The 25,423-nt window shown below is 46.6% G+C and carries 27 protein-coding genes and 1 pseudogene; 7 read left to right on the top strand and 21 right to left on the bottom strand.

Translation table 11 applies throughout. The features are described 5' to 3' along the window. Positions 1-292: 292 nt before the first annotated feature. The 4 genes from ACR9FF_RS09425 to ACR9FF_RS09410 all read right to left on the bottom strand — a co-directional run bounded on the left by ACR9FF_RS09425 (position 293) and on the right by ACR9FF_RS09410 (position 3,967). Complete coding sequence (locus tag ACR9FF_RS09425) at positions 293-1,039, bottom strand: SDR family NAD(P)-dependent oxidoreductase (RefSeq protein WP_435170591.1); 747 nt, start codon at positions 1,037-1,039, stop codon at positions 293-295. A gap of 342 nt (positions 1,040-1,381) precedes the next feature. Then, positions 1,382-1,684: a thioredoxin family protein gene (locus tag ACR9FF_RS09420; protein WP_435172078.1), complete on the bottom strand. Its 303-nt coding sequence runs from the start codon at positions 1,682-1,684 to the stop codon at positions 1,382-1,384. 1,048 nt (positions 1,685-2,732) lie between these two features. Next, positions 2,733-3,323: a YjgB family protein gene (locus ACR9FF_RS09415; protein ID WP_435170589.1), complete on the bottom strand. Its 591-nt coding sequence runs from the start codon at positions 3,321-3,323 to the stop codon at positions 2,733-2,735. 311 nt (positions 3,324-3,634) lie between these two features. Next, positions 3,635-3,967 carry a thioredoxin family protein gene (locus ACR9FF_RS09410; protein ID WP_435170587.1) on the bottom strand — a complete coding sequence of 111 codons (333 nt, stop codon included), beginning with the start codon at positions 3,965-3,967 and terminating at the stop codon, positions 3,635-3,637. 269 nt (positions 3,968-4,236) lie between these two features. On the opposite strand from ACR9FF_RS09410, the gene ACR9FF_RS09405 reads away from it, so the two are divergent. Further along, positions 4,237-4,584: a putative quinol monooxygenase gene (locus ACR9FF_RS09405; RefSeq protein WP_201004654.1), complete on the top strand. Its 348-nt coding sequence runs from the start codon at positions 4,237-4,239 to the stop codon at positions 4,582-4,584. A 117-nt stretch (positions 4,585-4,701) separates the two neighbouring features. Here ACR9FF_RS09405 and ACR9FF_RS09400 read toward each other — a convergent pair whose 3' ends face one another. From ACR9FF_RS09400 to ACR9FF_RS09350, 11 genes are all read right to left on the bottom strand, one after another. Beyond that, positions 4,702-5,535, bottom strand: a complete 834-nt coding sequence (locus tag ACR9FF_RS09400; protein ID WP_435170585.1) for a sulfite exporter TauE/SafE family protein — start codon at positions 5,533-5,535, stop codon at positions 4,702-4,704. Positions 5,536-5,658: 123 nt separating this feature from the next. After that, the gene (locus ACR9FF_RS09395) at positions 5,659-6,345 is read right to left on the bottom strand and encodes a Crp/Fnr family transcriptional regulator (protein ID WP_435170583.1); all 687 of its coding nucleotides are present in this window, start codon (positions 6,343-6,345) and stop codon (positions 5,659-5,661) included. A gap of 159 nt (positions 6,346-6,504) precedes the next feature. After that, positions 6,505-7,206 (bottom strand): Crp/Fnr family transcriptional regulator, encoded by a 702-nt coding sequence (locus ACR9FF_RS09390; RefSeq protein ID WP_248757055.1) that lies wholly within the window; start codon positions 7,204-7,206, stop codon positions 6,505-6,507. A 268-nt stretch (positions 7,207-7,474) separates the two neighbouring features. Next, a complete protein-coding gene (locus ACR9FF_RS09385) occupies positions 7,475-8,158 on the bottom strand; it encodes an NAD(P)H-dependent oxidoreductase (RefSeq protein ID WP_435170580.1) in 684 nt (227 codons plus the stop codon). 21 nt (positions 8,159-8,179) lie between these two features. After that, positions 8,180-8,818 (bottom strand): NAD(P)H-dependent oxidoreductase, encoded by a 639-nt coding sequence (locus tag ACR9FF_RS09380; RefSeq protein WP_435170578.1) that lies wholly within the window; start codon positions 8,816-8,818, stop codon positions 8,180-8,182. A gap of 211 nt (positions 8,819-9,029) precedes the next feature. Next, the gene (locus ACR9FF_RS09375) at positions 9,030-9,899 is read right to left on the bottom strand and encodes an alpha/beta fold hydrolase (RefSeq protein WP_127493682.1); all 870 of its coding nucleotides are present in this window, start codon (positions 9,897-9,899) and stop codon (positions 9,030-9,032) included. Between the two features lie 92 nt (positions 9,900-9,991). Then, complete coding sequence (locus ACR9FF_RS09370) at positions 9,992-10,327, bottom strand: hypothetical protein (RefSeq protein WP_435170576.1); 336 nt, start codon at positions 10,325-10,327, stop codon at positions 9,992-9,994. Positions 10,328-10,339: 12 nt separating this feature from the next. Further along, on the bottom strand, positions 10,340-11,065 hold the full coding sequence (locus tag ACR9FF_RS09365; protein WP_435170574.1) for a pirin family protein: 726 nt from the start codon (positions 11,063-11,065) through the stop codon (positions 10,340-10,342). 159 nt (positions 11,066-11,224) lie between these two features. Further along, a complete protein-coding gene (locus ACR9FF_RS09360) occupies positions 11,225-11,554 on the bottom strand; it encodes a putative quinol monooxygenase (RefSeq protein WP_435170572.1) in 330 nt (109 codons plus the stop codon). Positions 11,555-11,589: 35 nt separating this feature from the next. Beyond that, on the bottom strand, positions 11,590-11,925 hold the full coding sequence (locus tag ACR9FF_RS09355) for a thioredoxin family protein (RefSeq protein WP_435170570.1): 336 nt from the start codon (positions 11,923-11,925) through the stop codon (positions 11,590-11,592). A 124-nt stretch (positions 11,926-12,049) separates the two neighbouring features. Next, positions 12,050-13,426, bottom strand: coding sequence for an FAD-dependent oxidoreductase (locus ACR9FF_RS09350; protein ID WP_435170568.1), 1,377 nt, complete (start codon positions 13,424-13,426; stop codon positions 12,050-12,052). A gap of 264 nt (positions 13,427-13,690) precedes the next feature. On the opposite strand from ACR9FF_RS09350, the gene ACR9FF_RS09345 reads away from it, so the two are divergent. After that, entirely contained in the window at positions 13,691-14,149 is a 459-nt protein-coding gene (locus ACR9FF_RS09345; RefSeq protein WP_127493670.1) for a cupin domain-containing protein, read from the top strand. A 121-nt stretch (positions 14,150-14,270) separates the two neighbouring features. Here the strand turns inward: ACR9FF_RS09345 and ACR9FF_RS09340 are convergent, their stop codons facing one another. Together ACR9FF_RS09340 and ACR9FF_RS09335 are read right to left on the bottom strand one after the other, a co-directional pair. Further along, positions 14,271-14,393, bottom strand: a complete 123-nt coding sequence (locus ACR9FF_RS09340) for a hypothetical protein (protein ID WP_435170566.1) — start codon at positions 14,391-14,393, stop codon at positions 14,271-14,273. 138 nt (positions 14,394-14,531) lie between these two features. Continuing rightward, positions 14,532-15,578, bottom strand: a complete 1,047-nt coding sequence (locus tag ACR9FF_RS09335; RefSeq protein ID WP_435170564.1) for an NADH:flavin oxidoreductase — start codon at positions 15,576-15,578, stop codon at positions 14,532-14,534. Positions 15,579-15,707: 129 nt separating this feature from the next. Here ACR9FF_RS09335 and ACR9FF_RS09330 point away from each other — a divergent pair. From ACR9FF_RS09330 to ACR9FF_RS09315, 4 genes and pseudogenes are all read left to right on the top strand, one after another. Then, positions 15,708-16,075 (top strand): annotated as a pseudogene (locus ACR9FF_RS09330) (winged helix-turn-helix transcriptional regulator). 307 nt (positions 16,076-16,382) lie between these two features. Next, positions 16,383-17,267, top strand: coding sequence for a pirin family protein (locus ACR9FF_RS09325; protein ID WP_435170562.1), 885 nt, complete (start codon positions 16,383-16,385; stop codon positions 17,265-17,267). Between the two features lie 112 nt (positions 17,268-17,379). Beyond that, a complete protein-coding gene (locus tag ACR9FF_RS09320; RefSeq protein WP_435170560.1) occupies positions 17,380-18,618 on the top strand; it encodes an oxalate decarboxylase family bicupin in 1,239 nt (412 codons plus the stop codon). A gap of 68 nt (positions 18,619-18,686) precedes the next feature. Further along, positions 18,687-19,397 carry a cupin domain-containing protein gene (locus ACR9FF_RS09315; protein WP_244935549.1) on the top strand — a complete coding sequence of 237 codons (711 nt, stop codon included), beginning with the start codon at positions 18,687-18,689 and terminating at the stop codon, positions 19,395-19,397. 69 nt (positions 19,398-19,466) lie between these two features. Here ACR9FF_RS09315 and ACR9FF_RS09310 read toward each other — a convergent pair whose 3' ends face one another. From ACR9FF_RS09310 to ACR9FF_RS09300, 3 genes are read right to left on the bottom strand one after another with little or no spacing between them, the layout of a single operon-like run. Beyond that, on the bottom strand, positions 19,467-20,552 hold the full coding sequence (locus ACR9FF_RS09310; protein ID WP_435170558.1) for an ABC transporter ATP-binding protein: 1,086 nt from the start codon (positions 20,550-20,552) through the stop codon (positions 19,467-19,469). Then, positions 20,549-22,243, bottom strand: coding sequence for an ABC transporter permease (locus ACR9FF_RS09305; protein WP_435170556.1), 1,695 nt, complete (start codon positions 22,241-22,243; stop codon positions 20,549-20,551). Before ACR9FF_RS09305 ends, ACR9FF_RS09310 begins: the two co-directional genes overlap by 4 nt. Continuing rightward, a complete protein-coding gene (locus tag ACR9FF_RS09300) occupies positions 22,243-23,382 on the bottom strand; it encodes an ABC transporter substrate-binding protein (protein WP_435170554.1) in 1,140 nt (379 codons plus the stop codon). Before ACR9FF_RS09300 ends, ACR9FF_RS09305 begins: the two co-directional genes overlap by 1 nt. A gap of 168 nt (positions 23,383-23,550) precedes the next feature. Between ACR9FF_RS09300 and ACR9FF_RS09295 the strand changes: the two genes are divergently transcribed. Next, positions 23,551-24,438, top strand: a complete 888-nt coding sequence (locus tag ACR9FF_RS09295) for a LysR family transcriptional regulator (protein ID WP_435170552.1) — start codon at positions 23,551-23,553, stop codon at positions 24,436-24,438. An 81-nt stretch (positions 24,439-24,519) separates the two neighbouring features. Here the strand turns inward: ACR9FF_RS09295 and ACR9FF_RS09290 are convergent, their stop codons facing one another. After that, entirely contained in the window at positions 24,520-25,377 is an 858-nt protein-coding gene (locus ACR9FF_RS09290) for a TolB family protein (RefSeq protein ID WP_435170550.1), read from the bottom strand. Between the last annotated feature and the right edge of the window lie 46 nt (positions 25,378-25,423).

The raw sequence follows: 25,423 nt of genomic DNA, 5'->3' as shown, positions 1-25,423 counted from the left end.
TACAATTCTCATTTCCTTCCGGATATATACGGACATAATATCCAAATCAATTGCACAACCCAAGATCTGAAATTAGTTTGACGACCATGGTGTCCAATGTTATATCGTCGGTTTCATACTGCTGACATTGGTATACATTAGGATTGACTTCATGCCTAAGCTTCCGCATTAAGAATTATGGATAATATCTGGAAGATCAACATCCATGCAAAAAAATCAAGCAGAGAAATAAACTTCTCTGCCTGATTTAATATTAATTATAATGTTCGGATAAACGACTTAAATGATTAGATCAGATTTGAGCTATGCCGCCGTCTACGAAAAGTTCGATTCCATTTACATAGCTGCTTTCCTCAGAGGCCAGAAACATGACGGCGCTTGCGATCTCGTCCGCCTTTCCTACACGGCTCATCGGAACATTATCCTTGGCGGAAGCAAGGACTTGATCCAGAGCTTCGCCAAACAAAGCGTCATAAGCAGGCGTGTGGACAAAGCCAGGACTCAGAACATTTAACCGTATTCCGGTGTCTTTTAAGTCCATGATCCAGTTCCTCGCCATTTGGCGAAGAGCTGCTTTGGTTCCTCCGTAGACGCTAAATCCCGCATCGCCGATCGTGCCCGCTGTAGAACCTGTTATGATAATTGAGCCTGCACCCTTCGGAAACAGTGGCAGTGCTTTTTGGATGGTAAACAAGGTTCCCTTAACATTAACATCGAAGGTCAGATGGTACTGTTCTTCCGTAATATGACCCAAAGGCAGAATACTACCAACCCCGGCGTTTGCGAATAGAAAATCCAGGTGACCTTTCTCCTGCTTTACTGCATCAAAAAGCTTGTCCAAATCACTAAGATTAGAAATATCACCTTGAATGCCGGTCACTCTCTCCCCAATCAATTTCACCGCCGCATCCAATTCGCTTTGTCGACGGCCAGTAATGAATACGTGGGCACCTTCCTCAACAAAGCGTTGTGCAGTCGCAAGACCGATACCACTTGTTCCTCCTGTGACGACTGCTACCTTACCATCGAATTTTCCCATCTTATATTCGCTCCCTTAAGTTTAATTTTATAATCCAATTGTCCTTAACTGGATAATGTAATCATATAACAGCATGAATTTCACTGCAGTAATGTGGATTACATAAGCTTGATACTATCGATGGGTTAGCGGTATATCGATCTTTAGGTATCCACCTTCTTCAACACCGAATTTTTGGGAAGTCTGTTCAGAAAGTAAAGTACTTTACCTCGAAGATCTCTAAAAACCAGCTTTTCAACTAATTCATCCTGAAGTCGCAATCGACTACTTATCTCGGACAAGAATAGTAGAGAAAGCTCCGGATATTTAGTCAATAATGGCTCGATTTGTTCATTCGGCATTCTATAGAGTATTGTTCTGATTCGGTGTTTTTGCGAACTTGCTGTGCAGATGATCCAATTTTTGACCGTTTTTGAACACAAGTAAACTTGGAATACCACGCACATCATATTTTTTCGCAAGCATATCAAATTGTTCAGAGTCGACGGCGAAAAAAGATTTATCCTTATGCTCACTAACAATATCACCGATAAAACGATCTAAGTTTTTGCAATCGGGACACCATGTAGCGTCAAATTTCATGATGGTATATTGATCTTGATTGATCAGCTCTTGAAATTGTTCTTGGTTTTGAATTCTATTCATTTTAGTCCCTGTGGCCATCATAGCTCAGCATGCTGAATCTCATCTGTGATGCAGATTACAAAAGGCGCAATAGCTAAATGTGCACTTTCAAGGGTGAGATGGAAATCGATTTTCTTCCCGTTTGAATAATGCTGTTCTTCTCAAGCGTCTTCAAGTGGAATATAACAATCGCTATCATGTATACCTTGCCGGAAGCCTCAACAGTTTCATTCAACTACCAAAGTTCGTCCACTGTTTCGCCGGCGGTTACTTCACTTGGTATGTGCTAACCCTCTTGGCGCCGCAATCGTCTGCGGAACATGAAACTGCATCGGCGTAAACCGCGTCAATATCGGTATCGAGCATGTCCTCGAACACTCTGTAAGTATTTAGAATGCCATGGTTGAATGCCGCCTCCTTCACATAATTAGCATCTAGATCGCACAGCGCGGTGACCTCGACGTCTGCCACACAACGGAAGTCCTGAAGCTTGCTGAGCCCCTTGCTCCTACAATGCCAACTCTAATCGTCATTGAAATGTCCTCCTGAATGTTTAATCACCAAAATAATAGGACGGCATGCCTGGAGATCTTTATATTGAAAGAGTCAACAGCACGTCAAATAACCTTATAGGGCTCGTTCAGATCCGTCAGGAAAGTATACAATACTTACCGCAATCCGGCAGGAACTCCGCCGCCGAAGCCAGTATCAATCCTGCGCGCAGCCTTCTGTTTTGAGATTAATCGTGAACTCCTCCTGGCCGCCTAATCCATGTCCCTTATATGTTATAAAAAAACTTGATAAGAAAAGTGGGATTCTGACCGATCTTGGTTAAAAAACGGTTATGCCTTTACCTTACTATTCCCACATATGTTTACACTGCAAAAAAATTGTAATTAGGTAAAAAAATAGATTGGCATCTAACATTTCAAATAACAATTAAACGGCCTTGTCCAATTGAATTTGGAAACAAGGCCGTTTATCTTTTTGTTACTTGTATTGTCTACCTGAAAGAGTGCTTGTACATTAGAGGCGGACAAGTCCACATAGAATTTTAAAAGCGCATAGTTTACTTAATTACTTTGTTCACAAGGTTAATATGATTAAGACCGGAACCATTCGTACCATCAAAGATAAATTCCATTTGATATTTGCCACGAATGTAGGTGATTTTCTTCTGTACGGTTTTGCCTGATTTAATCAGGACGGACTCATTGGGAGTACCCCAGTGTTGAGTAAGCATTTTGACGGTAATCCCACCTAAGTTGGTCTCACGTTCAACATTTGTTCCGAAATAGCGCATTTCCTTGATTTTACCTAGCTTATAGCTAATGGCATACCCAGGATGTCCCATTTCGGCGTGATAAACATCGAAGCCGTCGGAATCCTTAGCAGGGGATTCAGCTTCTCCAATTGCCTTTATAACTGATGCATGAGTAGTTAAACCAATCGTAAACCCATGGAAATTAGGAAACTTGCCGTTAAGGGCCGGCTTATAGAAGCTCATCAGCGTTTGGTAAGCTTTTGTGTGTGCATCGATAGGAGCAGCAGTTTGAGTAGCGGCCGCATGGGATGGAACGGTTCCTACAGCTGTTAAAGCTAAAGTTCCGGCGGCAACTGTAGCCACCGCAATTTTTTTCATGGATTTGTAAAATTTCATTACTTTCTTCCTCCTTGGGATGTCGGGGATGCTCCCCGTTCAAGTTGCAATAGCTTTACGACAAAGTCAGGTAGCAGTAATAACCATGTTTTAATCATGCAAAAAACATGTTTCAAAAGTATATACAACATGTAACTTACTTGTAACTTTAATCTGTGTAGCCATTTAACGTCATCAGGCAATTTTTATTTCTTATTTGCCTCATCGTTGGCATCTGATTTACCTATATTTTGAAATGAGACAGTGAAAAAACACAAAAACCCGTTCAGTATAACGAACAGGTTCTCCATCAAAATCATTGAAGAATGAGATCAGCACGTATCTCCAATTCCTGAATATCGGAGGATGGTCTGCTTCAGATTTTCTTTATTTTGAAAGCCATGTAGTGTTTCTACTTGGTATCCGTCCTTAAATAGCATGAAAGTCGAAGTGTTCATTACGCCATATGTCGAGGCAAGTTCTCCTTCTTGTTCAATATCAACTTGAACTAGTGTTGCCTGATTTTTTACTTCATCGGCTAGCTCTTCTAAGATAGGAAGCTGTTGTTGGCAGGTCTCACATTCGGATTTAAAAAAGCCCACTAGTGTAATCCCATGGTCAATTTGTACTTGGAAATCTTCTTTATTTAACGGAAATACCTTCATCAGATCTCCTCCTGTAATGATGCCAGTGACGCTCAAGAGAGCAGCTTGCAATGCAATTTATACAATTCTCATTTCCTTCCGTATTTATACGGTCCCTGTTTGGGGGTTCTGAATAATTCTAATGGGCTGGAGGAAATTCTAAAACGGATGGTGTGGAACTTTGCCAGACCTGATTTGTAATTTAGCATACAGACCATTCGTAAAGTTCTCGATATAATCTGAAGTATTCCCGGGAAACAAACAAACTCATCTCTAAAGGAGTAATTATTATGAACGCAAAAGAACAAAGCGTAATTATTGCACGCTTTCAATTAAAGCCGAACTCGGACAAACAAGCCTTTTTTGATAATCTAAAGCCACTGTTTGATACCATGTCAAAAGAACCGACATTTGTAAATGGAATTGTTCATGAGAATGTTGACAATCCGGATGAAATTGTCTTCTATGAAATTTGGAACTGTTCAAAAGAGACTTGGCTGGCAGAAGAGGAATCGAAGGCTTATCGTCAAGGTCCTTATACGAAGGCAGCAGAGTTTTTATTGGGAAGGGAGCTTAGCTTCTACACACCGACAGCTGAGTGGGGAACTACGATTACGGTAGGCAAACATTTTTCTTGAAACTGTGAAATTGAAGTTATATGAATAATTGATTAAATCCCCTCCAGTTCATGTTGAGTTTACAACGAACTCACCATGAACTGGAGGGGATTTTTGTATGGCTTACTCTTTCCCGAGTTATGTAAAAATCATCCTCACTGCGAACAGCAGCAAGGTGCCGCACATGACGCGGATCAGCAGCACGCTGCTGATCCGTCGCGATATGCGTGCGCCGATCCAGCCGCCAAGCAGCGCTCCCGGGGCCAGAGAGATTACAAGCAACCAGTCCCATTCACCGCGGATCAGATGCATGCCGCTGCCGAACAATGCCGAGACGAAGATAACCGCCATTGAGGTAGCGGTAGCCATATGCGGCGGGAAGCGGAATAAAAGCAGCATGGTCGGAATGAGCAATATACCACCACCGATGCCGAGCAATCCGGCAATTAAGCCGACGGCCCCGCCAATTAACAATGCCGGTAACACGTTATAACCGTATTCTTGCTCCACTCCAGCGCTATCGGTGTATTTCCGCACATAACGCCAGTTACCGGTATAAGGTTTGATTTGTTTTCGAAACAGAAGCAGCATGACCATGAACAGCATGAAATACCCGAATGCTCGCCGGAATACTTCCGGATTGAACAGCGAGGTCAGGCTTGCGCCCAATACCGATAATGGACCACTCGAGATCGAGAAGAATAAGGCACTGCGAAGGTCAACTTTGCCCTCCTTCACAAACGTTAGCGTTGATGTAAACGATGTAAACACGAGAGCACCGAGCGAAACGCCAACTGCCAGCGACGTGTCTATGTTCTTGCCGAGCATGGACGGACCGAGCAGGAGCAACGCGGGCACGATTACAACCCCACCGCCTAAACCCACAATGGCACCAAATGTCGAAGCGATTAAACCAAGCATGAACATCACTAGCATCGCAGGGACATCCCACGACATTACTATTGAATACACTCACTTGCACCTCGTGTAGCTCTCAATTTTTAAACGAATAACCGTCTTTGGTTTCCTCAAGTCATACAGAATCCATTATTGTGAACGAAGCGGCGCTTTATACGCTACTGCTAAAGATTACAATCACGTCAATTCATTCATTGCCTTTTCAATATGAATCATGATCATTTTTCTGCTGGTTAAGAGTACTCCTTCGTTGGATAGTTCTTGTAAGGTAAGCGATACAGCTTCTCTTGTAGCACCAATCATATTAGCCAGCTCTTGATGTGTTAGCGGTATATCGATCTTTAGGTATCCGTCTTCTTCAATGCCAAATTTATTGGAAAGTCTGTTGAGAAAGTAAAGTACTTTTCCTCGAAGATCTCTAAAAACCAGTTTTTCAATTAATTCATCCTGAAGTCGCAATCGCTTACTTATTTCGGATAAGAAGGGTAAAGAAAGCTCTGGATATTTGGTAATAAGAAGCTCGAATTGTTCATTCGGCATTCTATAGAATGTCGTTCCCTCCAGCGTTTCTGCATAAGTTCCTTTATTCCCTAAAGAGAACGAGTCAACTTCGCCAAACACTCCCCCATCGTCAAGAATGCAAACCGTATATTCTTTACCGGCTGAGTTGGTTTTATAGAATCGTACTTTACCGGAAATGATGAAAAACAAACCATTTTTCTCATGACCAGGTGTTTGGATGATGTGGTTTTTCGGCTTCGTAATCAGATTTGAATCATTCATGCCCTGATCCATCTCATCAATTATTGCCGACGAAAGAGATTCGAAAAACTTAATTTGCGACATGCTGAATTTAGCTTCCATATGCTTCGTTAGTTCCCGATAAAAAGTTTTTTTTCATTTTGAAACCCTCCTGTGCCATCATAGCTCAGCAAGCTGAATCTCATCTGTAATCTAGATTACATAAGGAACGAAAAGCAGCCCCCGCATTGGGAGCTGCTATGTTTTGCTTTCTTACTTTCTTCACGAGTAGGTAAGTTCGAGTATTTCCGCTACTTTCAAGGGTGAGATGGAAATCGATTTTCTTCCCGTTTGAATAATATTGTTCCTCTCAAGAGTCTTCAAAATAACAGAAACCGCTTCGCGAGTAGCGCCAACCATGTTCGCTAAATCCTGGTGTGTGATTGGCAAGTCGATTCTTATATTCCCCTCATCTTCGACTCCAAATCGTTCGGATAGCTTGAATAATAAATGAAGTATGCGCTCTCGGACATCACCAAGCGCTAACTTTTCAAGCATCTCATCCTTATCCTTAAGAACCTTACTCAATTCCGTTAACATTTTCATAGCAAGCAAAGGCCGCTCAGCAAGGAATCCTTCAAAATTTTGTTTAGACACCGAACAGATCAACGTTTCATCCATGGTCTCGATGTAATAACCATTCGTTCCAAACGAAAATGTTTCTATTTCACCGAAGATGTTACCCTTACCTAAAATGACCACCGTAAATTGCTTACCTTCCGGAGTAATTCTATATAAACGTACTTTTCCTTCTTTAATAAAATACAATCCGTCTTGAGCAGTATCAGGCTTCTGTATGATACTCCCTTTAGGGACAGTATTAAAATGTGTCATCGGGGATATATGATCCAGTTCATCTAAGTCATCGGGAGTCAGTACATCAAAAATACTCATTTGTGATAAGTAATATCGTTTATCTAACATTCCGAGGTGCCCACCTCCTGAATTCTGTATAGATCATCTCAAACCTGAACAATAACACTCAAATTGTGCGAAATCGCAGTTTTACCGCTTTAGTTTTTCCCAAAATAAAATCACTAATCATAACCCTTGTTGTAATGTATATTACTGTTCTCCTTAGACTCTTCATGGATGACTTTCGCACAGATTAAATGCACAAGGTCGTATGTGTTTTCTACATAAATCAAGCCGGATCGATTATATCGACCCGGCTTGATCTTCAATTCCATAATTAAAATGTCCTCGCAACCTCACGCGCTTTACGGATGGTTTTGTCGATAATCGTCTTTGCTTGATCCGAAGCTGATGCCGTGCCTTCCACAAAGATCCCTTCCAAGCTCGGAACACCAAGAAATTTCATGATTACGTTCAGGTGGCGATGCCCCATCTCGAAAGAGGCAAAGTCAGAACCTGGCGACAATACACTGCCGCTGGCTTGAATATGAACCGCCTTTTTGTGTTCCAATAATCCAACCGGACCTTTGCCTGCGACATACTGGAATGTCTTCCCCGCTACGCAGATAGAATCGATATAGGCCTTCAACACGGGCGGAAAAGAAAAGTTCCATATAGGGTTCACAAAAATATATTTATCGACTTCCACAAATTGATCCACGAGTTCGTTTAAACGATCAATTTTGATTTGTTCTGCAGCGGATAATGGCTTGCCTTCACCCGCTTTCTTCCAACCGTTCAATACATCGGCATCGATCTCCGGTATGTTCGATTTATATAGATCAAGGTGAATGATTTCGTCGTTAGGGTTTGCTTTTCTATAAGTCTCTATAAACGCAGCGCCAACGGACATGCTATACGAAGTGTCTTGATTTTTGGGATGAGCCGTTATATACAACACTTTATGTTTGCGGCCATTGTCATGATTAGAGCTGAAGATTTTTTTTAAAAGTTGGATCAAGTTAATATGACTCCCTCAATATTAGAATGTTCTTGCAAGTTTCCATGCTTGTTGAATGGCATTCTCTTTAATTTGACGAGCCTGATCTGACGCTGCCGCCATGCCTTCTACGAATATAGCGTCAAAGCTAGGAACACCGATGAATTTCATAATGACGTCCAGATGACGGTGCCCAATTTCAAAATCAGCATAATCGGAGCCCGGGGACAGTACGCTTCCACTAGCTTGAATGTGGATGGCTTTTTTGTTGTCTAGAAGACCTACAGGACCATTTTCCGTATATTTAAATGTTTTTCCAGCAACGCAAATCGAGTCAATGTATGCTTTCAATACTGGAGGATAAGAGAAATTCCAAGTCGGGTTAACGAATACATATTTATCTGCTTCTACGAATTGATCAACCAGCTCGCCGAGTCGAGCGACTTTCGTTTGTTCCGCGATCGTTAGTTCATTGAATGCCGTCCCGGATCCTAACTTCTCCCAAGCGCTAAATACGTCAGCATCGATGCGCGGGATATCCATCTTGAACAGGTCAAGATGAACAATATCGTCATTCGGATTGGCTGCTTGGTATGCTTCAAGAAATTGTTTGCCGACCGCCAAGCTATACGAAGCCTCGGTTTCATTCGGATGTGCGGTGATATACAAAACTGTGGACATAATCTTAATCCTTCTTTCTTTTATTAATCGGAATTTACTCCGTTACGTTTTTGTTGATAAACGCATTTAACACTTATTAAGCTTCTTACTTTTTGTATGTTACTATGTTTTATTTATGTACGTCAAATCCAATTTAACCCTTATCGCTCAACGCAAAAAAAAAACGGATCGGCTGAACGCCATCCGTTTCATCTGTTTTAATAATTGCTCACTAAAATCCATAAACCCGACGAAAAAATGATTTGATTAATCTAGAAACCGTGAAGCTCTCTTCTTCGAGGACAAAGTGCCCGCCGCATAAAAGCACGAGTTCGACACATGTTAGTTCCCTTGCGAGCGAATACGCCCCCGCCAAGGTGAAAATAAAATCGTTTTTGCCCCAGGCGATCAAGGTTGGAGGCTGATAGGTCCGTAAATACTGCTGCCATTTCGGGTACTGCTCCACGTTATTTCGGTAATCATAGCCTAATGCCAACTGAATAGCGCCATTGCCCGGCCGATCGAGGAAATATTGGTCCATTATATAACCGTCCGGACTAATTCGAAAAAGATCGCACGCACCAAAGGTATATTGTTTCTTGGTGAACTCAGCATCAACAAGCGTGGCAAACTTGTTCTTGTTCTCTAGACTTGGATCTGCCCAAAGCGCCTTGAATAAATCAAATGGTTGTCCAAGCCCTACAGCATGCGCAACTGCGTTCTGGATCACAAAGCCTAGTACCCGCTCCGGATGACGGATAGCGAGCCTGAAACCGACAGGGCCACCGTAATCATGACAATATAAAATATACTGAGGAATGCAAAGTCCATTAATCAATTGTTCTATTACCAATGAAAGATGTTCAAACGTATACGAGAACTCATCCACTGAGGGCATGCTGCTGTTTCCATATCCGGGATAGTCTGGTGCAATGACATAATAGCAATCGGCCAGTAGCGGTATCAAATCCCGAAACATATGGGATGAACTCGGAAATCCATGAAGAAGAATAATAGCCGGGTTCCGCGGATTTCCCGCTTCGCGAAAGAAGACTTCTATCCCTTCGATGTTCATTTTCTTATACTGCACAGCCAAGGACATCTATAGCTCCCCCTCCTTGCAAGTTCAACCGTCTTAGTATGAATATGAACAGATCGCCCATCTGAGACCTTGAATAGCGTTTCTTACTGATACTACTCTAGGAAATTGGAAGGCAAATAACGAATATCGCGGCTGCTGCCGATATTCAAGACTCGATCGGTCTCATTGTAATGAAGATCGCCATCTCCCGAATAAAACCAGGTTTTCTGCTGAAGCCCATTCTCAAGCTCGTCAAATATAAACACATTCAGTTCTTGTCTCCACTTTAGCAACTCAGCTATTTCCGGTTCCAACTCCGCAGGAAGATAGACGGTTATCTGCTTTCCGCCTTTATCTAGTTCCTTCACTACAAATTGAATTTGCGGGTTAGCATCAGTATCTACGAACGTCCTCCCGCCTACAGCATGCTTGATCAAAAATCTGGCCATTATGGCTCCTCCTTAAGGCAAGTCTATCAACATAAAGAACGTTTCATCTGCTTCTTGTACTCCTTCAAGCTTCAAAACCGTTTCATTCACGAGGCGCGCGGAATCCCGTCTGGACAGCAGCGTCCTTGCATCGTTCGTGCCGGTTACCTCAAGCCGTCCTTCAATGACGAACAAAAATACCCTTCTTCCCGGTTGTTGTTGAAATGACACCGTTGAGCCAGCTTGCAGTTTACTTAGATAAACAGTCATATCCTGATGCAATTTTGCAACCGAATGTTCGACCGAATTGCTGGAAGCGATCGGCAGCAACCGTCCGGGGAGCAAACTCGGATCATACTTCGTTGTCTCATAAGACGGCGCTAATCCTCTTCTTTCTGGCTCGAACCAGAGCTGAAGCAGCGTGACATCTTCGGTATCCGAAGGATTATGTTCGGTATGCACCACTCCAGTGCCAGCAGACATTCGCTGAACGCCACCAAATGTCGTCACCATCACGTTTCCTAAGCTGTCCTCGTGACGGAGCGCTCCATCAAGAACAATTGAAAGAATCTCCATGTCGCTATGCGGATGAGCGCCAAAACCACGTTTTGGAGAAATCGTATCATCGTTCAGGACCCTTAACGGGCCAAACGCTGTATTCTCCTTATCGAAGTAATTACCGAATGAAAAGCTATGGCTGCCTTTCAGCCAACCCAGATCGAAGGAATGTCTCGATTCTGCGGGGTATACGTTAATCATTACGCTCTCTCCTTGTGTATACATTTTTACTGAATCGAAATGGAACAGGATCATTCCTCTACAACAGGTGCCGATCCTCCGTACGCCGGGATATGAAAATCAGGCAGGGAGCTGTAATTAGTCTCCTCTGCCTGAACTGAAAAACGATTATCCGTATGATTACGCGTTTGTGATTTGACTTCCCCATTCACCCTTAGGTTCTAGCCAACTAACATTTCTATCAACGATTAAATCGCTTAGAGTTCCTTCGTAGTTCTTACGATATGGCTTGGTGAATTCCTCTGCAATCCAGCTGTCTCTTGTGCCTTGCCATGTTTCATAAATGACTAAATCATCGGGCTGATCCAGATCATCGGAGACGATAGCGCTGATGAATGATTTCTCGGATGACATTTCCTTGATAAGGGAAGATAACGCCTTGCGGAATTCTTCCTTTTTCCCTGGTTTAGCTTTGAAGCGAATATTTAGTTGAACTTGTTGATTGGACACGATGACTCCCCCTATTCCTGTTCCATCATTTTTTGTTATTGATCTTTTGAAGGTGAATCTAACTTACTCAGATATTCCCTAATTTGAGCTGGAGTTTTTGCAAACTTGCTGTGCAAGTGATCCAATTTCTCACCATTCTTGAATACTAGCAAGCTTGGTATTCCTCTAACGTCATACTTTTCTGCAAGCGTCTCGAATTGTTCCGAATCGACGGCGAAGAAGGCTTTGTCGCTATTTTCACTGATGATATCTCCGATAAAACGATCAAGATTTTTACAATCCGGACACCAGGTTGCGTCGAACTTCATGATAGTATAGCTATCTTGACCGATTTGTTCTTGGAATTGTGTTTCATTTTCAATTCTATTCATTGTGCATCCCTCCTTGTTATGTGCTCATCTTAGCGCAGCATACGACATATTTCTGTAATCTAAGTTACAGAAGTTCGATATCATAAATCCAACCGATGTTCAAACATTCCCCAGTCTCCACCGATCAGTGCGAAATCATTTGAAATAGATCATTCAAGGATTCGCTCATCGAAGGATGTGTAAAAATATGATCCCTTAAGAAGGTATAGGGCTGTCCGGTTACCATTGCGATTTGAACGATATTTATCATCTCGTGAGAGTCGGCACAAAACAACGTACAGCCTAGGATTCGATCCGTTTGTGCATCGACGACCGCTTTTAAGAGTCCCTCCGTCTCTTCGCTCAATTTGGCTCGAGGTATGGCTGCTGCCGGCAAGAGCGCAATTTTCACTTCATGCCCAGATTCGACCGCTTCTTGTTCCGTTAATCCTACACGAGACAACGGCGGGTCGATAAAAACGGAATAAGGAACGAATTGTCGGTCTTGAGTTGTCCGACGCTTGTTTCCATACAAATGGTCCATGATGATCCGTTGATCATCCAACGAAATGTATGTGAACTGTAGCCCGCCTACTACATCACCCATCGCAAAGACGTGAGGGACAGTTGTTTGCAAACGCTCGTTCACTTGGATTGCGCCTCTGTCGGTAATCGCAATTCCTGCGTTAGAAAGTTGCAAACCTTCAATATTCGGTTTCCTACCCGTTGCAACCAAGACAACATCCGTTGTTTCTTGCCGCTTTTGATCGGCTTCTGCATATGTAACGATTGCGGCATGTTCCACATCTCTCACGGATTCGATAGTTGCGTTGTTATGAAATGTCACTCCTTTTTTCTCTAATGAGCTTTGTACGGCTTGCGCAATATCTCGATCTTCCCTTTCGAGCAAGTTGCGATGCGAATCCAGAACGATAACCTCGGAGCCAAATCCGGCATACATGGAAGCGAATTCCAATCCGATATAACCGGCACCAATAATAACGAGTCGTTTGGGAAGGGCTGTCTGTTCCATTAATGAAGTACTAGTGTAAACATGTTTGCTTTCCTGGATCCCATCAATTTCGGGTATGACAGTAGTTGCTCCAGTGTTAATGTAAATTTGCTCGCCGTGCAGCATCACATTGCCGGTCTCCGTTTGTACGGAGATTTCATGCTGAGATGCAAAAGAAGCTTTACCCGTATAGAGTGTTACTGTTTCTTTCTTATCGAGGTTTTCGAAGTTTTTTTGCCGCATGGCAGCGATCAACTCCGTTTTTTTGTTAATGGCTGAACGGTATTCTCTGGCTTGATCCTCGAAACTCGATAGTCTCTTCAACTGTGAAAGCTTTGAATGATGCACCAACGCCTTTGTTGGAATGCAGCCGATATTAATACAGGTGCCTCCGTACATCATCTTGGACTGTTCGATCACTGCAACTTTTTTGCCTCGGTCAGCCAAAGCTGCGGCCAACGTTTTCCCGCCTTTTCCGAAACCAATAATAATTGCCTCGAAATGCTCCACATGAGTCCTCCTCTTTCTATTCGCTATCGAGTAATATTACCTCTATTCAATTGCTGCATTCATCATAATGCATCATAAAGCACCATATTTTCAGCTTCTGCAGACCAAGGAATGTGGAAGATTACATAAAAATTGTTTCTCGTAAAATAGATTACAGAACCGAAAGAACATTACGGCTATAATAACGAACATGAAAGGAAGCTTATATCGGGTCAGAACGAAATATAGCACGAAATACAATACACATTATGGAGGAATACAACTATGTCGACATTTTTAGATGTTATGGGACCACGTATCAAACTTTTGACTGACTTAGCGGAAAATCGGGAGTACAGCCTTATGGAAGCGGAAGTTCCGCCAGGTGTGGTCGTTCCAGTTCATAGTCACGATGACCGCGAAACCTTTGTCGTTCTCAAGGGTCAACTCGAAGCTTTTACAAATGACAGCTGGCAAACCGTTCATGCTGGACAAACGGTCGATATTCCGGGCCACGTGAAGCACGCTTGGAGAAATTCCACGAATGAAACCGTCAAATTGCTGGTCGCCTCGACTGCGAAAATGGGAGATTTCTTCGTTGAAATCGGCCGTCCAGCTGATACGATTCAACCAGGTCCTCCTTCACCGGAAGTTTTGCAACATTTTGTTCAAGTCGCTATCGCTTACGGTTACTGGCTTGGAACACCGGATGACAATGCAACAATTGGAATCAAATTGGGCTAAGCACACGAGCAGGCGAATTCTCGCTCAGATGCCGCTTTAGAATAAAAATAGCGAGAAGTAGAAGCGCTCGAACTATTCACTCCAATAAAAACAAAAAGAAGCCTTAGAACCCGTGACAGAGCTATGGACTTCTGTTCATGATGATCAATGACTTCTTAGCATCCGCTAGAAAACCAATCTCTCCACGAGAAACTTCTTCAATGATATTGAGTTTTTCGAGCGCATTATATTTTTCCCCAACCATGAAAAAGCTCCCCCTTACAGTACAGGTTTTATTTTTTACCTGTCTACCGTAGGGGGAGCATATCTCCTGAAGATCGGCTGCAGCTTTTTTCATTTAACTAACGGCCAGAAGAGTTTAGTGAAACTCATGAAGCTGCTATTAATACAAAATATTAGCTGATTCTGCAGTAAACGGTATTAACTCGTTCCATCGGCCATCACGAAGCTTGACTGCCCAAGCGGGATCAGCGAGCAAAGATCTCCCTACGGATACCAAATCGAATTCCTCCTGGGCCAGTCTCTCAATCAGTTTGTCGATGCTGGAGATCTCTGCCCCTGAGCCTTTTCCTTCACCTAAGAAAGTTATGACGTCACTATCCAGCCCGACCGATCCAACCGTTATGGTAGGTTTCCCGGTCAGCTTCTTGACCCAACCTGCCAGATTCAGATCAGAACCATCGAATTCGGGCTCCCAGAAACGGCGGGTGGAGCAGTGAAATACGTCCACACCGGCTCTAACCAGCGGCGTGAGAAATTGTTCGAGTTGCTCGGGCGTCTCAGCCAGCTTGGCCGTAAAATCGGATGATTTCCATTGTGACAGTCTCAGCACGATCGGAAAATCCGGTCCGACGGCCCGACGGCAAGCCTCAATTAACTCTACAGCAAACTGTGTTCGCGATACGATATCACCACCATAACGATCAGTGCGCTGATTCGTTTTTTTCCAGAAAAATTGATCGAGCAGGAATCCATGTGCTCCTTGGAGTTCAATACCGTCAAAACCAAGCCGCTTAGCATCGGTTGCCGCCTGCACGAATGCTTCGATCATTTTTGTAATCTCCGCTTCCGTAAACTCTGTCACGTTGCTGCCCGCATGGAATAATTGCGGAATAATCTTACCTCCCGCTGCATGAACTTCTTCCACTACCTTTGACCACCCAAGCAGTGCTTTTTCCCCATAAAATTGCGGTAAATTGACGCCAGGCTGCTGATGAGCATCCGGATGGTTCACAACCGTTCCCTCCGTCACAATAAGACCTACACCATTCTCGGCCCTGCGCCGATAATAGGCAGCGACATCCGAACCTGGAATTCCCTCAGGAGAAAAAGCGCGTGTCATCGGAGCCATCACAATGCGGCTTTGTAGTGTCATATTTCCTACGACAACAGGTTTAAACAATTTCTGAACTGATTGAGTTGTATTCATGATTCCCTCCAATAAAAATTAATATATTTCATTTCATGGACTTATCATATAATATTTACTTTATTATAGTAAGTAGGAACAATAATGTGGTATAGTATAAAAAAAGGTACTGTAATGGGAGGCCAACGTATGCAAAAGAACCCTACTAACCAATGTCAATTCGTTAGGACGCTGGATACGATCGTCGGCAAATGGAAGCCGTTAATCATTTATCTTTTGCTTCAAGGTGAACCTTTGCGGTCAATGAGTTAAGAAGATTACTACCCGATATCACTCAAAGAATGCTCACGCTCCATCTGCGCGAACTGGAGGAGGAAGAGATCGTTAAACGAGTCATTTATCCGCAAGTCCCGCCGAAAGTGGAATACTCCATTACGGAATACGGCATGAGCCTGTCTCCTGTGATGGAAACCATACACCAGTGGGGAGCGGCCCATATCGAGCGAAAGAAGCTCGCAAAGCACCAAATCACAACAAGTAACTCAGCCGAATTGTAAGTTGAACCTATAATTTAATTTATCGAGTTAATCTACCCGTTAACGGAGAAAAAGTAGCCGATCCGGCGGACATATGTACAATACTAAAAGGAGCTGCGTAGCAGCTCCTTCGTCGTTTATGAAGCAGTTCTTTTTGCACTATCAAGAAGTTTTTGATCTCCGTTCTAAGCCTTAAACATGGCAATCAACAAAGTAGCTTTCTCCATTTAGCTCTCCCCTTTACACACTTACTTTTTTATAGTACAATATCTTTAAATTAAGATAATTATTCATCGACAAAATTCACATAGAAGGAGTTGCTTCAATCATGACAACAACATTCCGGGCAGTAGAAGGCGTCTATCAAGGGGCTCCGATCCATATGGTCGGCGACGGCTTCCGGGTATCGAATTATTTCCCTGGCGGCACGAACTTCGGCGAGCGCTTTAGTCCCTTCATTCTGATGGATTACAATGCGCCGTTTGTTTTCCCGCCAAGCAATGAGGTGAAAGGCGTTGGCGCCCATCCGCACCGCGGATTCGAGACAGTGACCATCGCTTATGACGGTTACGTCGAGCATCATGACAACAAAGGCCATCACGGAATTATCGGTCCAGGCGATGTGCAATGGATGACGGCGGGCTCCGGTCTGCTGCACAAGGAATATCATGAGAAAAGCTTCTCCCGCCGCGGCGGACTGTTCCACGTCATTCAGCTGTGGATTAACCTTCCCCGCGCGCACAAAATGCATGCGCCAAAATATCAGGAGCTGCTAAAAGGGGATATGGGGTATTCGGAGCTTCCTGACGGCGGCGGTACGGTTCGCGTCATTGCGGGAAGCTTCAACGGCGTAACCGGTCCTGCTCAAACCTTTACGCCGGTTAATCTGTTTGACATTTCTTTTAAAGCGGGAGGTGTAGCAAGCTTTGAGCTCCCGGCTTCTTACAATACGGCGGCGATGGTGCTAAAAGGCAATGCCATCATTAACGGAGAGCGAAAAGCCGCCGAAGGTGATTTTGTCCTTTTCTCCAATACCGCAGGAGCCATTCAGATTGAGGGTCAGACCGACGATACGCTTGTGATCGTTCTAAGCGGTGAACCGATCGATGAACCGGTCTTTCAGCAAGGACCGTTTGTCATGAACAGCCGACAAGAAGTATTTCAAGCGTTTGTCGACTTCCAGGATGGCAAAATGGGACCAGCCGATTTCTAAAACGCATGACAGCCGGGCGGATTGCCCGGCTTTTTTTCTGCCAGCCTGCCTCATAATAACCAACCCTTCCGTCATAAGCTTGCTTGAAGAGCTTATTTTAGGAGGGAAAGGAATGAACGACTCCAACGCAGGCAGTAACAATGCCAATGCTTCCAATAATCCTGAGGCGAATGGCGGGAAAAGCGAATCGTTTGCCGTTCCTCAGCCTTATCGGCCAATCGATTGCGCGGGAGGCCCTGACTTAGGTCCGCGGGACATTATGCGGGATTTGGAAAATCCCGATATGCTTCGACCTCCGATAACCGACAACGGACTGGTGCCGAATCTGAAATTCTCGTTCTCCGATACACATATGCAGCTCAATCAGGGCGGCTGGTCCCGCGAGATCACGCAGCGCGAGATGCCGATTGCCACAACTCTCGCCGGCGTAAACATGTATTTGACGCCCGGCGGTGTCCGCGAGCTGCATTGGCATCAACAATCCGAGTGGGCTTATATGATATGGGGAAGCGCGAGGATCACATCCGTCGACCAGGACGGACGCAATTTCATCGCGGACGTTGAAGCAGGCGACTTATGGTTTTTTCCGGCAGGACTGCCCCATTCCATACAAGGGCTTGAGCATGGCTGCGAGTTTTTGCTTGTTTTTGACGACGGCAAATTTTCCGACCTGAATACGCTGTCGATCTCCGACTGGTTCGCCCACACGCCAAAAGAGGTATTATGCGCCAACTTTGGGGTGCCGGAATCGGCCTTTGATTCCATCCCGAAGGATCAGCTTTACATTTTCCAGGATGAAGTACCCGGCTCGATCGAAAGTCAGCAGGTTCACTCGCCTTACGGCACGGTGCCTCAGAGCTTCAAATACCGCCTCCTTGCCCAGACGCCCATCGTAACGCCCGGCGGTACGGTACGGATTGCAGACTCCACCAACTTTCATGCCGCCAAAACGATAGCCGCAGCGCTTGTCGAGATCAAACCCGGAGCTATGCGGGAGCTGCATTGGCATCCAAACAATGACGAATGGCAATATTATTTAACCGGACAAGGACGGATGACCGTTTTTGCCGGGAACGGTGCCGCAAGAACGTTTGATTACCGGGCGGGAGATGTCGGTTACGTGCCGTTTGCTTATGGGCATTACATTCAGAATACCGGCGATGAGTCCTTATGGTTTCTGGAGATGTTCAAGAGCGACCGGTTTATGGACGTATCCCTTAACCAATGGATGGCGCTTACGCCTAGAGATTTGATAAGGGATAATCTGCATGTTGGCCCCGAGCTTCTGAATGCGCTGCGCAAGGAGAAGTGGCCGGTCGTGAAATACCCGGGCAAATCCTATTTGAAATAGGCGAACGTCGTTCCGGGCGAATGCATAGGATATCCCATTAGTCTAGAGTCTGGAAAGGCGGAGAGCTAGTGGCGGTATCCTATATGGACTTCACTTCCCCTAACGTGCAGTTCTGGTATGACGTGAACACAAACACAACGTTCAAGAAAGACAATCGCAACTTCATCAATACCTTGTCGATTGCACAATTAAATACGCTGGGCAACGTTTCTTTGCTGGATATTTACCTCAGCCGTTCGAATGTAGTTGAGCCGCATATTCATCAGAACGCTACCGAGCTGGTCTATTGCATTTCCGGTTCGGCCGTTGTATCCATTATTAACCCGTTTACGAAAAAGCTGCTGAACTTCCCGATAGAGCCCGGTCAAGTCGCGAACGTGCCGCAAGGCTGGCCGCATTACGAAATCGCTACGGTCGATAACACCCATCTGCTTGCGATCTTTGACGCACCTGTGCCGGAGTTTATCGGATATTCCGATATGCTGCGCCTGACGCCTCCCGGGGTTCTCGCCCATACTTACTGTCTGAACGAGCAAATGGTCAAAGAAACGCTGGCACCCATTACGGATACGACAGTCATCGGTCCACCGGCCAATTGCCAGCCGCAGCAAATGCAGCGCGAGCCGGAGGCCCAGCTGCCCTATGCTCCCTATCCCAATGAACCGCAGGGTTATGGCCCACACGGTCCCTTTGGACCCCAGTTTTATCCGCAGCAACAGCAGCAATATCCGCAACCCTTCAGCTATCTCCAGCAGCCCAACCCGCCTTATTTCTTCTAACCCGCACTTGTGGTGCTAATAAGACCAGAAGAGACAACCGCATGGACGGTTGTCTCTTTTTGGATGCCTTTATGCCGATTGCTGCGGATACACGAACGCGTCGGAAGCGCTGATATGCAAATTGCCTTCCTCTCCCGCATCCAGGTATTCGTCGTGCAGGAAGGAGATCGGCTGTCCGTCGGATGTCTTCGCAAGCACGCGCCAGCGTTTCCCTTCGAATACGCTATGCAGAACATGGACGGGCAGCTGGTTCGCCGAAGCCGTTGGCACGGACCTCCACTCGGCGGAATCCGGACGGAACAGCAGATCAACCAGATCTGTTCGTTGTACCCCGGGAGAGCCTGGTGATGTGCCCACTATTTCTTGTCCCGCTATCCGTACGGTTGTATGCTCCCCCTCCCTGACCAGCTTGCTCTTCAAGCGATTGCCCGCCCCAAGCAGCATGGCTGCGGACAAGGTTGCGGGACGGTCGTAGCAAATTTGCGGCCGGTCAATCTGGTCAACGGCGCCAGCCCGCATAATCATAAGCCGATCGGCCATGGCAAAGGCTTCATCGGGATCATGCGTCACATGGAATACGGTTGTGCCGAGCTGACGGAACAAATAAGCCATCTCCGAGCGCATCTCGATGCGGAGCCGCATGTCCAGATTGGAAAGCGGCTCGTCAAGCAGCAGCAGATCCGGCTTGGTTGCCAGCGCACGCGCGATAGCTACCCGCTGTTGTTGTCCGCCGGACAATTGCGGCGGAAGTCTGTCCTCCAGCCCCTCCAGATGCAGGAGTGCTACAAGCTCCGCGATTTGTTCGCGGATGGCCGCTGGCGCTGCCTTTTGCCTGCGGAGGCCGTAAGCGATATTGTCATAGATCGTCATATGCGGCCATAACGCGTAATCCTGGAATACCATGTTGATGCCGCGTTTCTCAGGCGGAACCAGCCGGGATACCGACGCAACCGTTGCGCCGCGCAGGCGGATCTCGCCTTCGTCCGGCTGCTGGAGGCCGGCAATCAGCTGGAGCAGCGTGGATTTGCCGCACCCGGACGGTCCTAGCACGCTGATAATCTCCCCTTGGCTCACCGAGAAGTTAATATCCCGCAGCGCGGTATGGGAACCAAACGATTTGCCCAGCCGTTCAACTTCCAGTATCGTATTCGTCATGATTTTACCCGCTTTCTTGAAGGTTTAATAAGCAATTCCATTACGGCAATGATCGAGATGACAATTCCCCCGCCGGTCAGCGTTGCCGCCGCCGCATATCCAAACTTGAGATCCTCGAATCCCTTGTTAATGACAACCGGAAGCGTCATAAAGTTAGGCGGATACAGAATGGACGAGATGGCCAGATCAAATACGCTTGCTCCAAAAGCAGCCAGACCCGCGTATAGGAGAGCCCCTTTTATTAGAGGCATCAGAATCGTGGTTACTCTCTGGCCGAACGATGCTCCCTGCAACTGCGCCGCCGACAGCAGCTGTCTCGGCACCTTCGCCATCGCTCCGACCACTACGCGCGTAATAACCGGAATCACCCCGGCTACGCTAGCCAGAATCAGAATCCAAGGCGTTCCGTACAGCAGAAGTCCAATCTTTTCGAGCCATGCCTGATTCCAGATGAAGATATACCCGATCCCCAGCACGATTCCGGGTACGGCGAGCGATACCAGCGAGATGACATCAATGGTTTTGCGCAGCTTGAATTGCGAATACGTCAGAACGTACGCGACAAGGAACCCAACGAAAAGACCGATAACGGCTGCTACGGCCGCAATCTCCAGCGAATGGACAAGTCCTTCCAGCAACGTGCGGTTATTACCGGCAAATAAAGCTTTATAATGTTCGAACGTCAACTCGCGCCCTTTGCCGGCGGTCGAGCTGCCCGAAATAGACATCAGCAGGTTGGAGCCGAACGGAATACCGATTACGACGGCAAGAAACACGATATTGCCAAAAACGAGATAAATCCCGCCCTTACGCGGTTTCTTCGGTTCTGAGCGCGTTGCTCTCGAAGACAGGAAATCATAACGCGACTTGCGCATGGCATACAGCTGTACGCTCATCGCCAGGGCAATGAGGAGCACGAGATAGAACGATAACGCCCCGGCCATATCGAACCGGATCGGCGACGTGTATAACGCGGAATAAATCGAATAAGGCAAGGTTGGAAAACGGAAAATGGTCGCGATGGACGCCGGGAGACCAAAGTCGCCTACCGTATCCATAAAGACAAGCATGGCTCCGGAACAGATGGCCGGAAGCAGGAGCGGCGCTTGGATCGTACGCCATACCGTCCAGCTGGACCCGCCGGACAATCGCGCGGCTTCGCTCAGCCGGTCTACCTTCCACTCCAACGCGGAATAGACGGTTAAGTAAGCCAGCGGGAATTTGCTGAGCGTCATGACGGCAATAAGCCCGATTGGCTGAAAAATAAACGAATGCAGGCTATGCCAGCCCAGCCACTTGGCGGCAAGTCCGTCTGCAGAGGCAAACATGACCCAGCCCTGCGCCAAAATAAAGGATGGCGTAATAATCAGAATCCATACGGCAAAGTCAAGCAGCTTGGCGCCGCGGAAGGCCCAGTTCGATCTGGCCATCGCGATGGCCGTACCGATCATTGTGGCTAGCACCGTGGTTCCAATGCCAAGAATGACCGAATTTTTCAGGGAAACATACCAAAGCGGCCGCCGGAATACATCCAGCAAAAGCGATAAATCGCCAAGCTCGAAATGACCAAAAAATACTCCAGGCAGGAGTACCTGAATAACGACGGCAATAAGCGGCAGCAGAATAAGAAGAAACAGGACGGCCAGCACGAGCCAGCCAGTCCGGTTTCCTTGTGATTGAAGTCGCAGCATTATTTCACCGCGTTATCCGCGAACCATTGTTTAATTTCGCCTTCATGCTCGCCCGCCCAGCCAGCCTCCGCTACAAGCAGCTTTGCGTCTGCCGCACGGTTGGCTTTTGCGTTAACGCCCTTTACCGATGGCTCGAAATAACTCTCGTCGCCTTTATCGATAAGAGCCTGCTGGGTTGCCGGATCAAGGAGGAATTCAATGAATGCTTTTGCCGCTTCCTGATGCTTGGACTCTTTTTGAATCGCTGCCACGCGTACCGATGCAGGCGCGCCTTCTGCCGGCCAGACAATATCAACCGGTTCGCCGGAATTTTTCAGCGTATATGCATTGCTCTCTTGAAGAGCTGCCGCTTTGATCTCGCCGTCGGTCAGCGCTTTAGCGACGTTAGGATTTTTCGGATACACATGAACGCCGTTCTTCAGAAGCCCTTCGAAGTAGCTTTTGCCTTGATCCATGCCTTTGGATTGGAAGAACCACGCTACGAACGGATAGGCAGGTGCCGCTACAGCCGGATCGGCCATGCCTACTACGCCTTTATATTTCGCGTCAAGCAGGTCATCCCATGTTTTGGGAGCGCTGTTTGCGTCAAATGCATTCGTGTTATAGACGATAACGGATGCGGCATGCGCGCCCGTAGGGAAGTAAGTGTTGTTCGCAGGAACGACCGTCTTCGCGAAATCCGTCAATCCATCCAGATTGCTTGGTGTCCAGTTGTCGAGCAGCTGTCCGTTTTTACCCATTTGGTCGATGGTTGGCATCGAGTCCATCCATACGACGTCCCAATGCGGGTTGCCTTTTTCCGCTTCGATACGGGAAGCGATCTCGGCGCCGTTGCCGGAAACGATCTCCAGCTTATAGCCTGTCTTCTCTTCGAACATTGGTTTTACGATATCGTCGAAATCATTCAAATATACAACGAGAGGCTCATCCTTGCTTGCATCCGCCGCGGACGGACTAGCCGCTGCATCCGCTGATGGCTCCGTGCTTGCTTCCGTTGTTGCGGAGGCATTTGTTGCGCCGTTGCCCGTTGCTGCCGTATTAGCCTCGTTATTGCCGTTATTTCCGCACGCCGAAAGTGCTGCTGTTACCGCCAAGACGCTGACAAGCATAAGACCCTTCATTTTATATCCGTTTGCCATTTCTCTTACCCCTCCAATGTCTTTTTCTTTCATTCTCAGATTAACGACGGATTGTAAATGGAAGATTAAGTGAATGATAAAGTTATATTAAATAATATCTATTCATATTGATAGCTTCATCGAAATTATCTATAGTATGACAAGAAGAGTTAAGGAGATGAGCCCATAATGAATATTCAGCAGCTTCGCGTATTTGCCCATGCCGCACGCCTGTCTACCTTAACCGAGGTTGCAGCCGAGCTGCAGCTTAAACAGCCAACGGTAAGCTTTCATCTAAAAAAACTGGAGGAGTCGCTAGGCGTTGAGCTGTTCTATAAGCATCCCCGGCAGCTGCGCCTGACGGATGCGGGACAAACCTTGCTGCCTTATGCCAAGCGGATATGCGCGTTATTGGATGAGTCCAGCCAGTTGATGAAGGAGCACCGGGAGCAGGGCCGGGGGCATCTGAAAATAGGGGCAAGCTATACGCCCGCTACCTATTTCCTCCCACCCTATTTAGCTGCCTTTCAGGCTAAATACGACAAGGTTATGCCGCAAATGACGGTAAAGCAGGCCGGTACCGTTATCAATCTGCTGAGAGAATTCGAGATTGATGTCGCGGTTGTATCGCTGATCGTCCGCCCCTTCGACGATCTCGAGATTATTCCGCTGGCGGATGACGATTTGAAGCTGGTGCTGCCTTATAATCATCCGCTTGCCCACAAAGAAACCATCCTTGTTGAAGATTTAAAGAATGAATCCTTCCTTCTGCATGAACACGGCTCTACTTCCAGAGAGTTGTCCGAGCTATGGGCGAGGGATAACGGCCTGGAATGGAGGGTTATCATGGAGCTTGGGGCGATCGAGACGATCAAGGAATCCGTTAAGCACGGGATTGGCATTGGCATGCTGCCTTGGCGGAGCGTGACAAGAGAGGTGCAGGCGAAGGAGCTGGTGCTTCGCGAGCTGCCGGGAAACGTGCAGCAGCGCCATATTTGCCTGGCCTTCCGAAAGGCCGATATTATGGCTTTCCATGTCCGCTCCTTCATCCAGTTTATGAAGCATTCCTGCCTATAGAGGACTTGCGGAAGACAGGAAAAAGCCGCTCTATCGCCCCCTTTCAAAAGGCAGGCGCAGAGCGGCTTTTATAATTCCGTATTAGGATTCCAAACGATAGCTGACAAAAGCAAGCTTCCGGCTGTCCGGCGACCAGGAATTGACGTTAATCGTCCCTTGTCCGCCAAACAACTTAACAAGCGTCCGGTATTCTCCGCCATTGCTGTCCATCAGACGGAGCTCCACATGCTTGTTGGCCGGATGATCTCCCGGTGCCACATCCCCCTTACGGTAGGTGATATAAGCAACCTGCTTGCCGTCCGGCGACACATGAGGGAACCAGCTGTTGCTCTCGTCGAACGTCATTTGCGTCTGCTCGCTGCCGTCGGCCTTCATTCGCCAGATCTGCATAAGGCCCGTTCTGACGGAGTTGAACCAGATATAGCCGCCATCCGGCGAATATTCGGGACCGTCATCGAGTCCCGGCGTATTCGTGAGCTGCGTCTCTTCGCCGCCGATTGCCGGTATCGTATAAATGTCGTACTGTCCGTTTCTCTCCGCGCAATAAGCGAGGGTTCGGCCATCCGGCGACCAGCCGTGCAGATAGCTTGGTCCCATCGGAGTGACAAGAACGGGATCTCCTCCCTCCAGCGGGAACGTATAAATACGGGACTGTCCGTCTTCTCTCGTATGATGGCTGACCGCAAGACGGGTATTATCCGGTGACAATACGTGGTCGTTATTGCAATGCACGGCGAAGGAGGACGGGATCTCCGTGCTAGTCCCTTGTTCAATATTAAAGCTGTATATCCGGCCCTTGCTGTTATAAATAAGCGTCTTACCGTCGCTTGTCCAGTTCGGCGCCTCAATCAGATAATCGAAAGACGCCAGGACGCTCCGCTCGCCGGATTCTATATCCACTGTTTCCAGAAAGCTCGTAATGCCCGAAGATTCCGCCATTTCCGCTTCTCCCCTTATGTATGATGAAATGATGACAGGATAAGTG

The sequence above is a fragment of the Paenibacillus glycanilyticus genome (genome assembly GCF_051200795.1).
Classification (GTDB): domain Bacteria; phylum Bacillota; class Bacilli; order Paenibacillales; family Paenibacillaceae; genus Pristimantibacillus; species Pristimantibacillus glycanilyticus.
This window is presented reverse-complemented; position numbering and strand designations above follow the sequence as displayed.

Excerpts from the sequence above, each read along its gene's own strand:
- ACR9FF_RS09425 (WP_435170591.1), bottom strand. The coding sequence starts at position 1,039 with ATGGGAAAATTCGATGGTAAGGTAGCAGTCGTCACAGGAGGAACAAGT.
- ACR9FF_RS09420 (WP_435172078.1), bottom strand. The coding sequence starts at position 1,684 with ATGAATAGAATTCAAAACCAAGAACAATTTCAAGAGCTGATCAATCAA.
- ACR9FF_RS09415 (WP_435170589.1), bottom strand. The coding sequence starts at position 3,323 with ATGAAATTTTACAAATCCATGAAAAAAATTGCGGTGGCTACAGTTGCC.
- ACR9FF_RS09410 (WP_435170587.1), bottom strand. The coding sequence starts at position 3,967 with ATGAAGGTATTTCCGTTAAATAAAGAAGATTTCCAAGTACAAATTGAC.
- ACR9FF_RS09405 (WP_201004654.1), top strand. The coding sequence starts at position 4,237 with ATGAACGCAAAAGAACAAAGCGTAATTATTGCACGCTTTCAATTAAAG.
- ACR9FF_RS09395 (WP_435170583.1), bottom strand. The coding sequence starts at position 6,345 with ATGGAAGCTAAATTCAGCATGTCGCAAATTAAGTTTTTCGAATCTCTT.
- ACR9FF_RS09390 (WP_248757055.1), bottom strand. The coding sequence starts at position 7,206 with ATGTTAGATAAACGATATTACTTATCACAAATGAGTATTTTTGATGTA.
- ACR9FF_RS09380 (WP_435170578.1), bottom strand. The coding sequence starts at position 8,818 with ATGTCCACAGTTTTGTATATCACCGCACATCCGAATGAAACCGAGGCT.
- ACR9FF_RS09375 (WP_127493682.1), bottom strand. The coding sequence starts at position 9,899 with ATGTCCTTGGCTGTGCAGTATAAGAAAATGAACATCGAAGGGATAGAA.
- ACR9FF_RS09370 (WP_435170576.1), bottom strand. The coding sequence starts at position 10,327 with ATGGCCAGATTTTTGATCAAGCATGCTGTAGGCGGGAGGACGTTCGTA.
- ACR9FF_RS09365 (WP_435170574.1), bottom strand. The coding sequence starts at position 11,065 with ATGATTAACGTATACCCCGCAGAATCGAGACATTCCTTCGATCTGGGT.
- ACR9FF_RS09355 (WP_435170570.1), bottom strand. The coding sequence starts at position 11,925 with ATGAATAGAATTGAAAATGAAACACAATTCCAAGAACAAATCGGTCAA.
- ACR9FF_RS09345 (WP_127493670.1), top strand. The coding sequence starts at position 13,691 with ATGTCGACATTTTTAGATGTTATGGGACCACGTATCAAACTTTTGACT.
- ACR9FF_RS09340 (WP_435170566.1), bottom strand. The coding sequence starts at position 14,393 with ATGGTTGGGGAAAAATATAATGCGCTCGAAAAACTCAATATCATTGAA.
- ACR9FF_RS09335 (WP_435170564.1), bottom strand. The coding sequence starts at position 15,578 with ATGAATACAACTCAATCAGTTCAGAAATTGTTTAAACCTGTTGTCGTA.
- ACR9FF_RS09325 (WP_435170562.1), top strand. The coding sequence starts at position 16,383 with ATGACAACAACATTCCGGGCAGTAGAAGGCGTCTATCAAGGGGCTCCG.
- ACR9FF_RS09320 (WP_435170560.1), top strand. The coding sequence starts at position 17,380 with ATGAACGACTCCAACGCAGGCAGTAACAATGCCAATGCTTCCAATAAT.
- ACR9FF_RS09310 (WP_435170558.1), bottom strand. The coding sequence starts at position 20,552 with ATGACGAATACGATACTGGAAGTTGAACGGCTGGGCAAATCGTTTGGT.
- ACR9FF_RS09305 (WP_435170556.1), bottom strand. The coding sequence starts at position 22,243 with ATGCTGCGACTTCAATCACAAGGAAACCGGACTGGCTGGCTCGTGCTG.
- ACR9FF_RS09300 (WP_435170554.1), bottom strand. The coding sequence starts at position 23,382 with ATGGCAAACGGATATAAAATGAAGGGTCTTATGCTTGTCAGCGTCTTG.
- ACR9FF_RS09295 (WP_435170552.1), top strand. The coding sequence starts at position 23,551 with ATGAATATTCAGCAGCTTCGCGTATTTGCCCATGCCGCACGCCTGTCT.
- ACR9FF_RS09290 (WP_435170550.1), bottom strand. The coding sequence starts at position 25,377 with ATGGCGGAATCTTCGGGCATTACGAGCTTTCTGGAAACAGTGGATATA.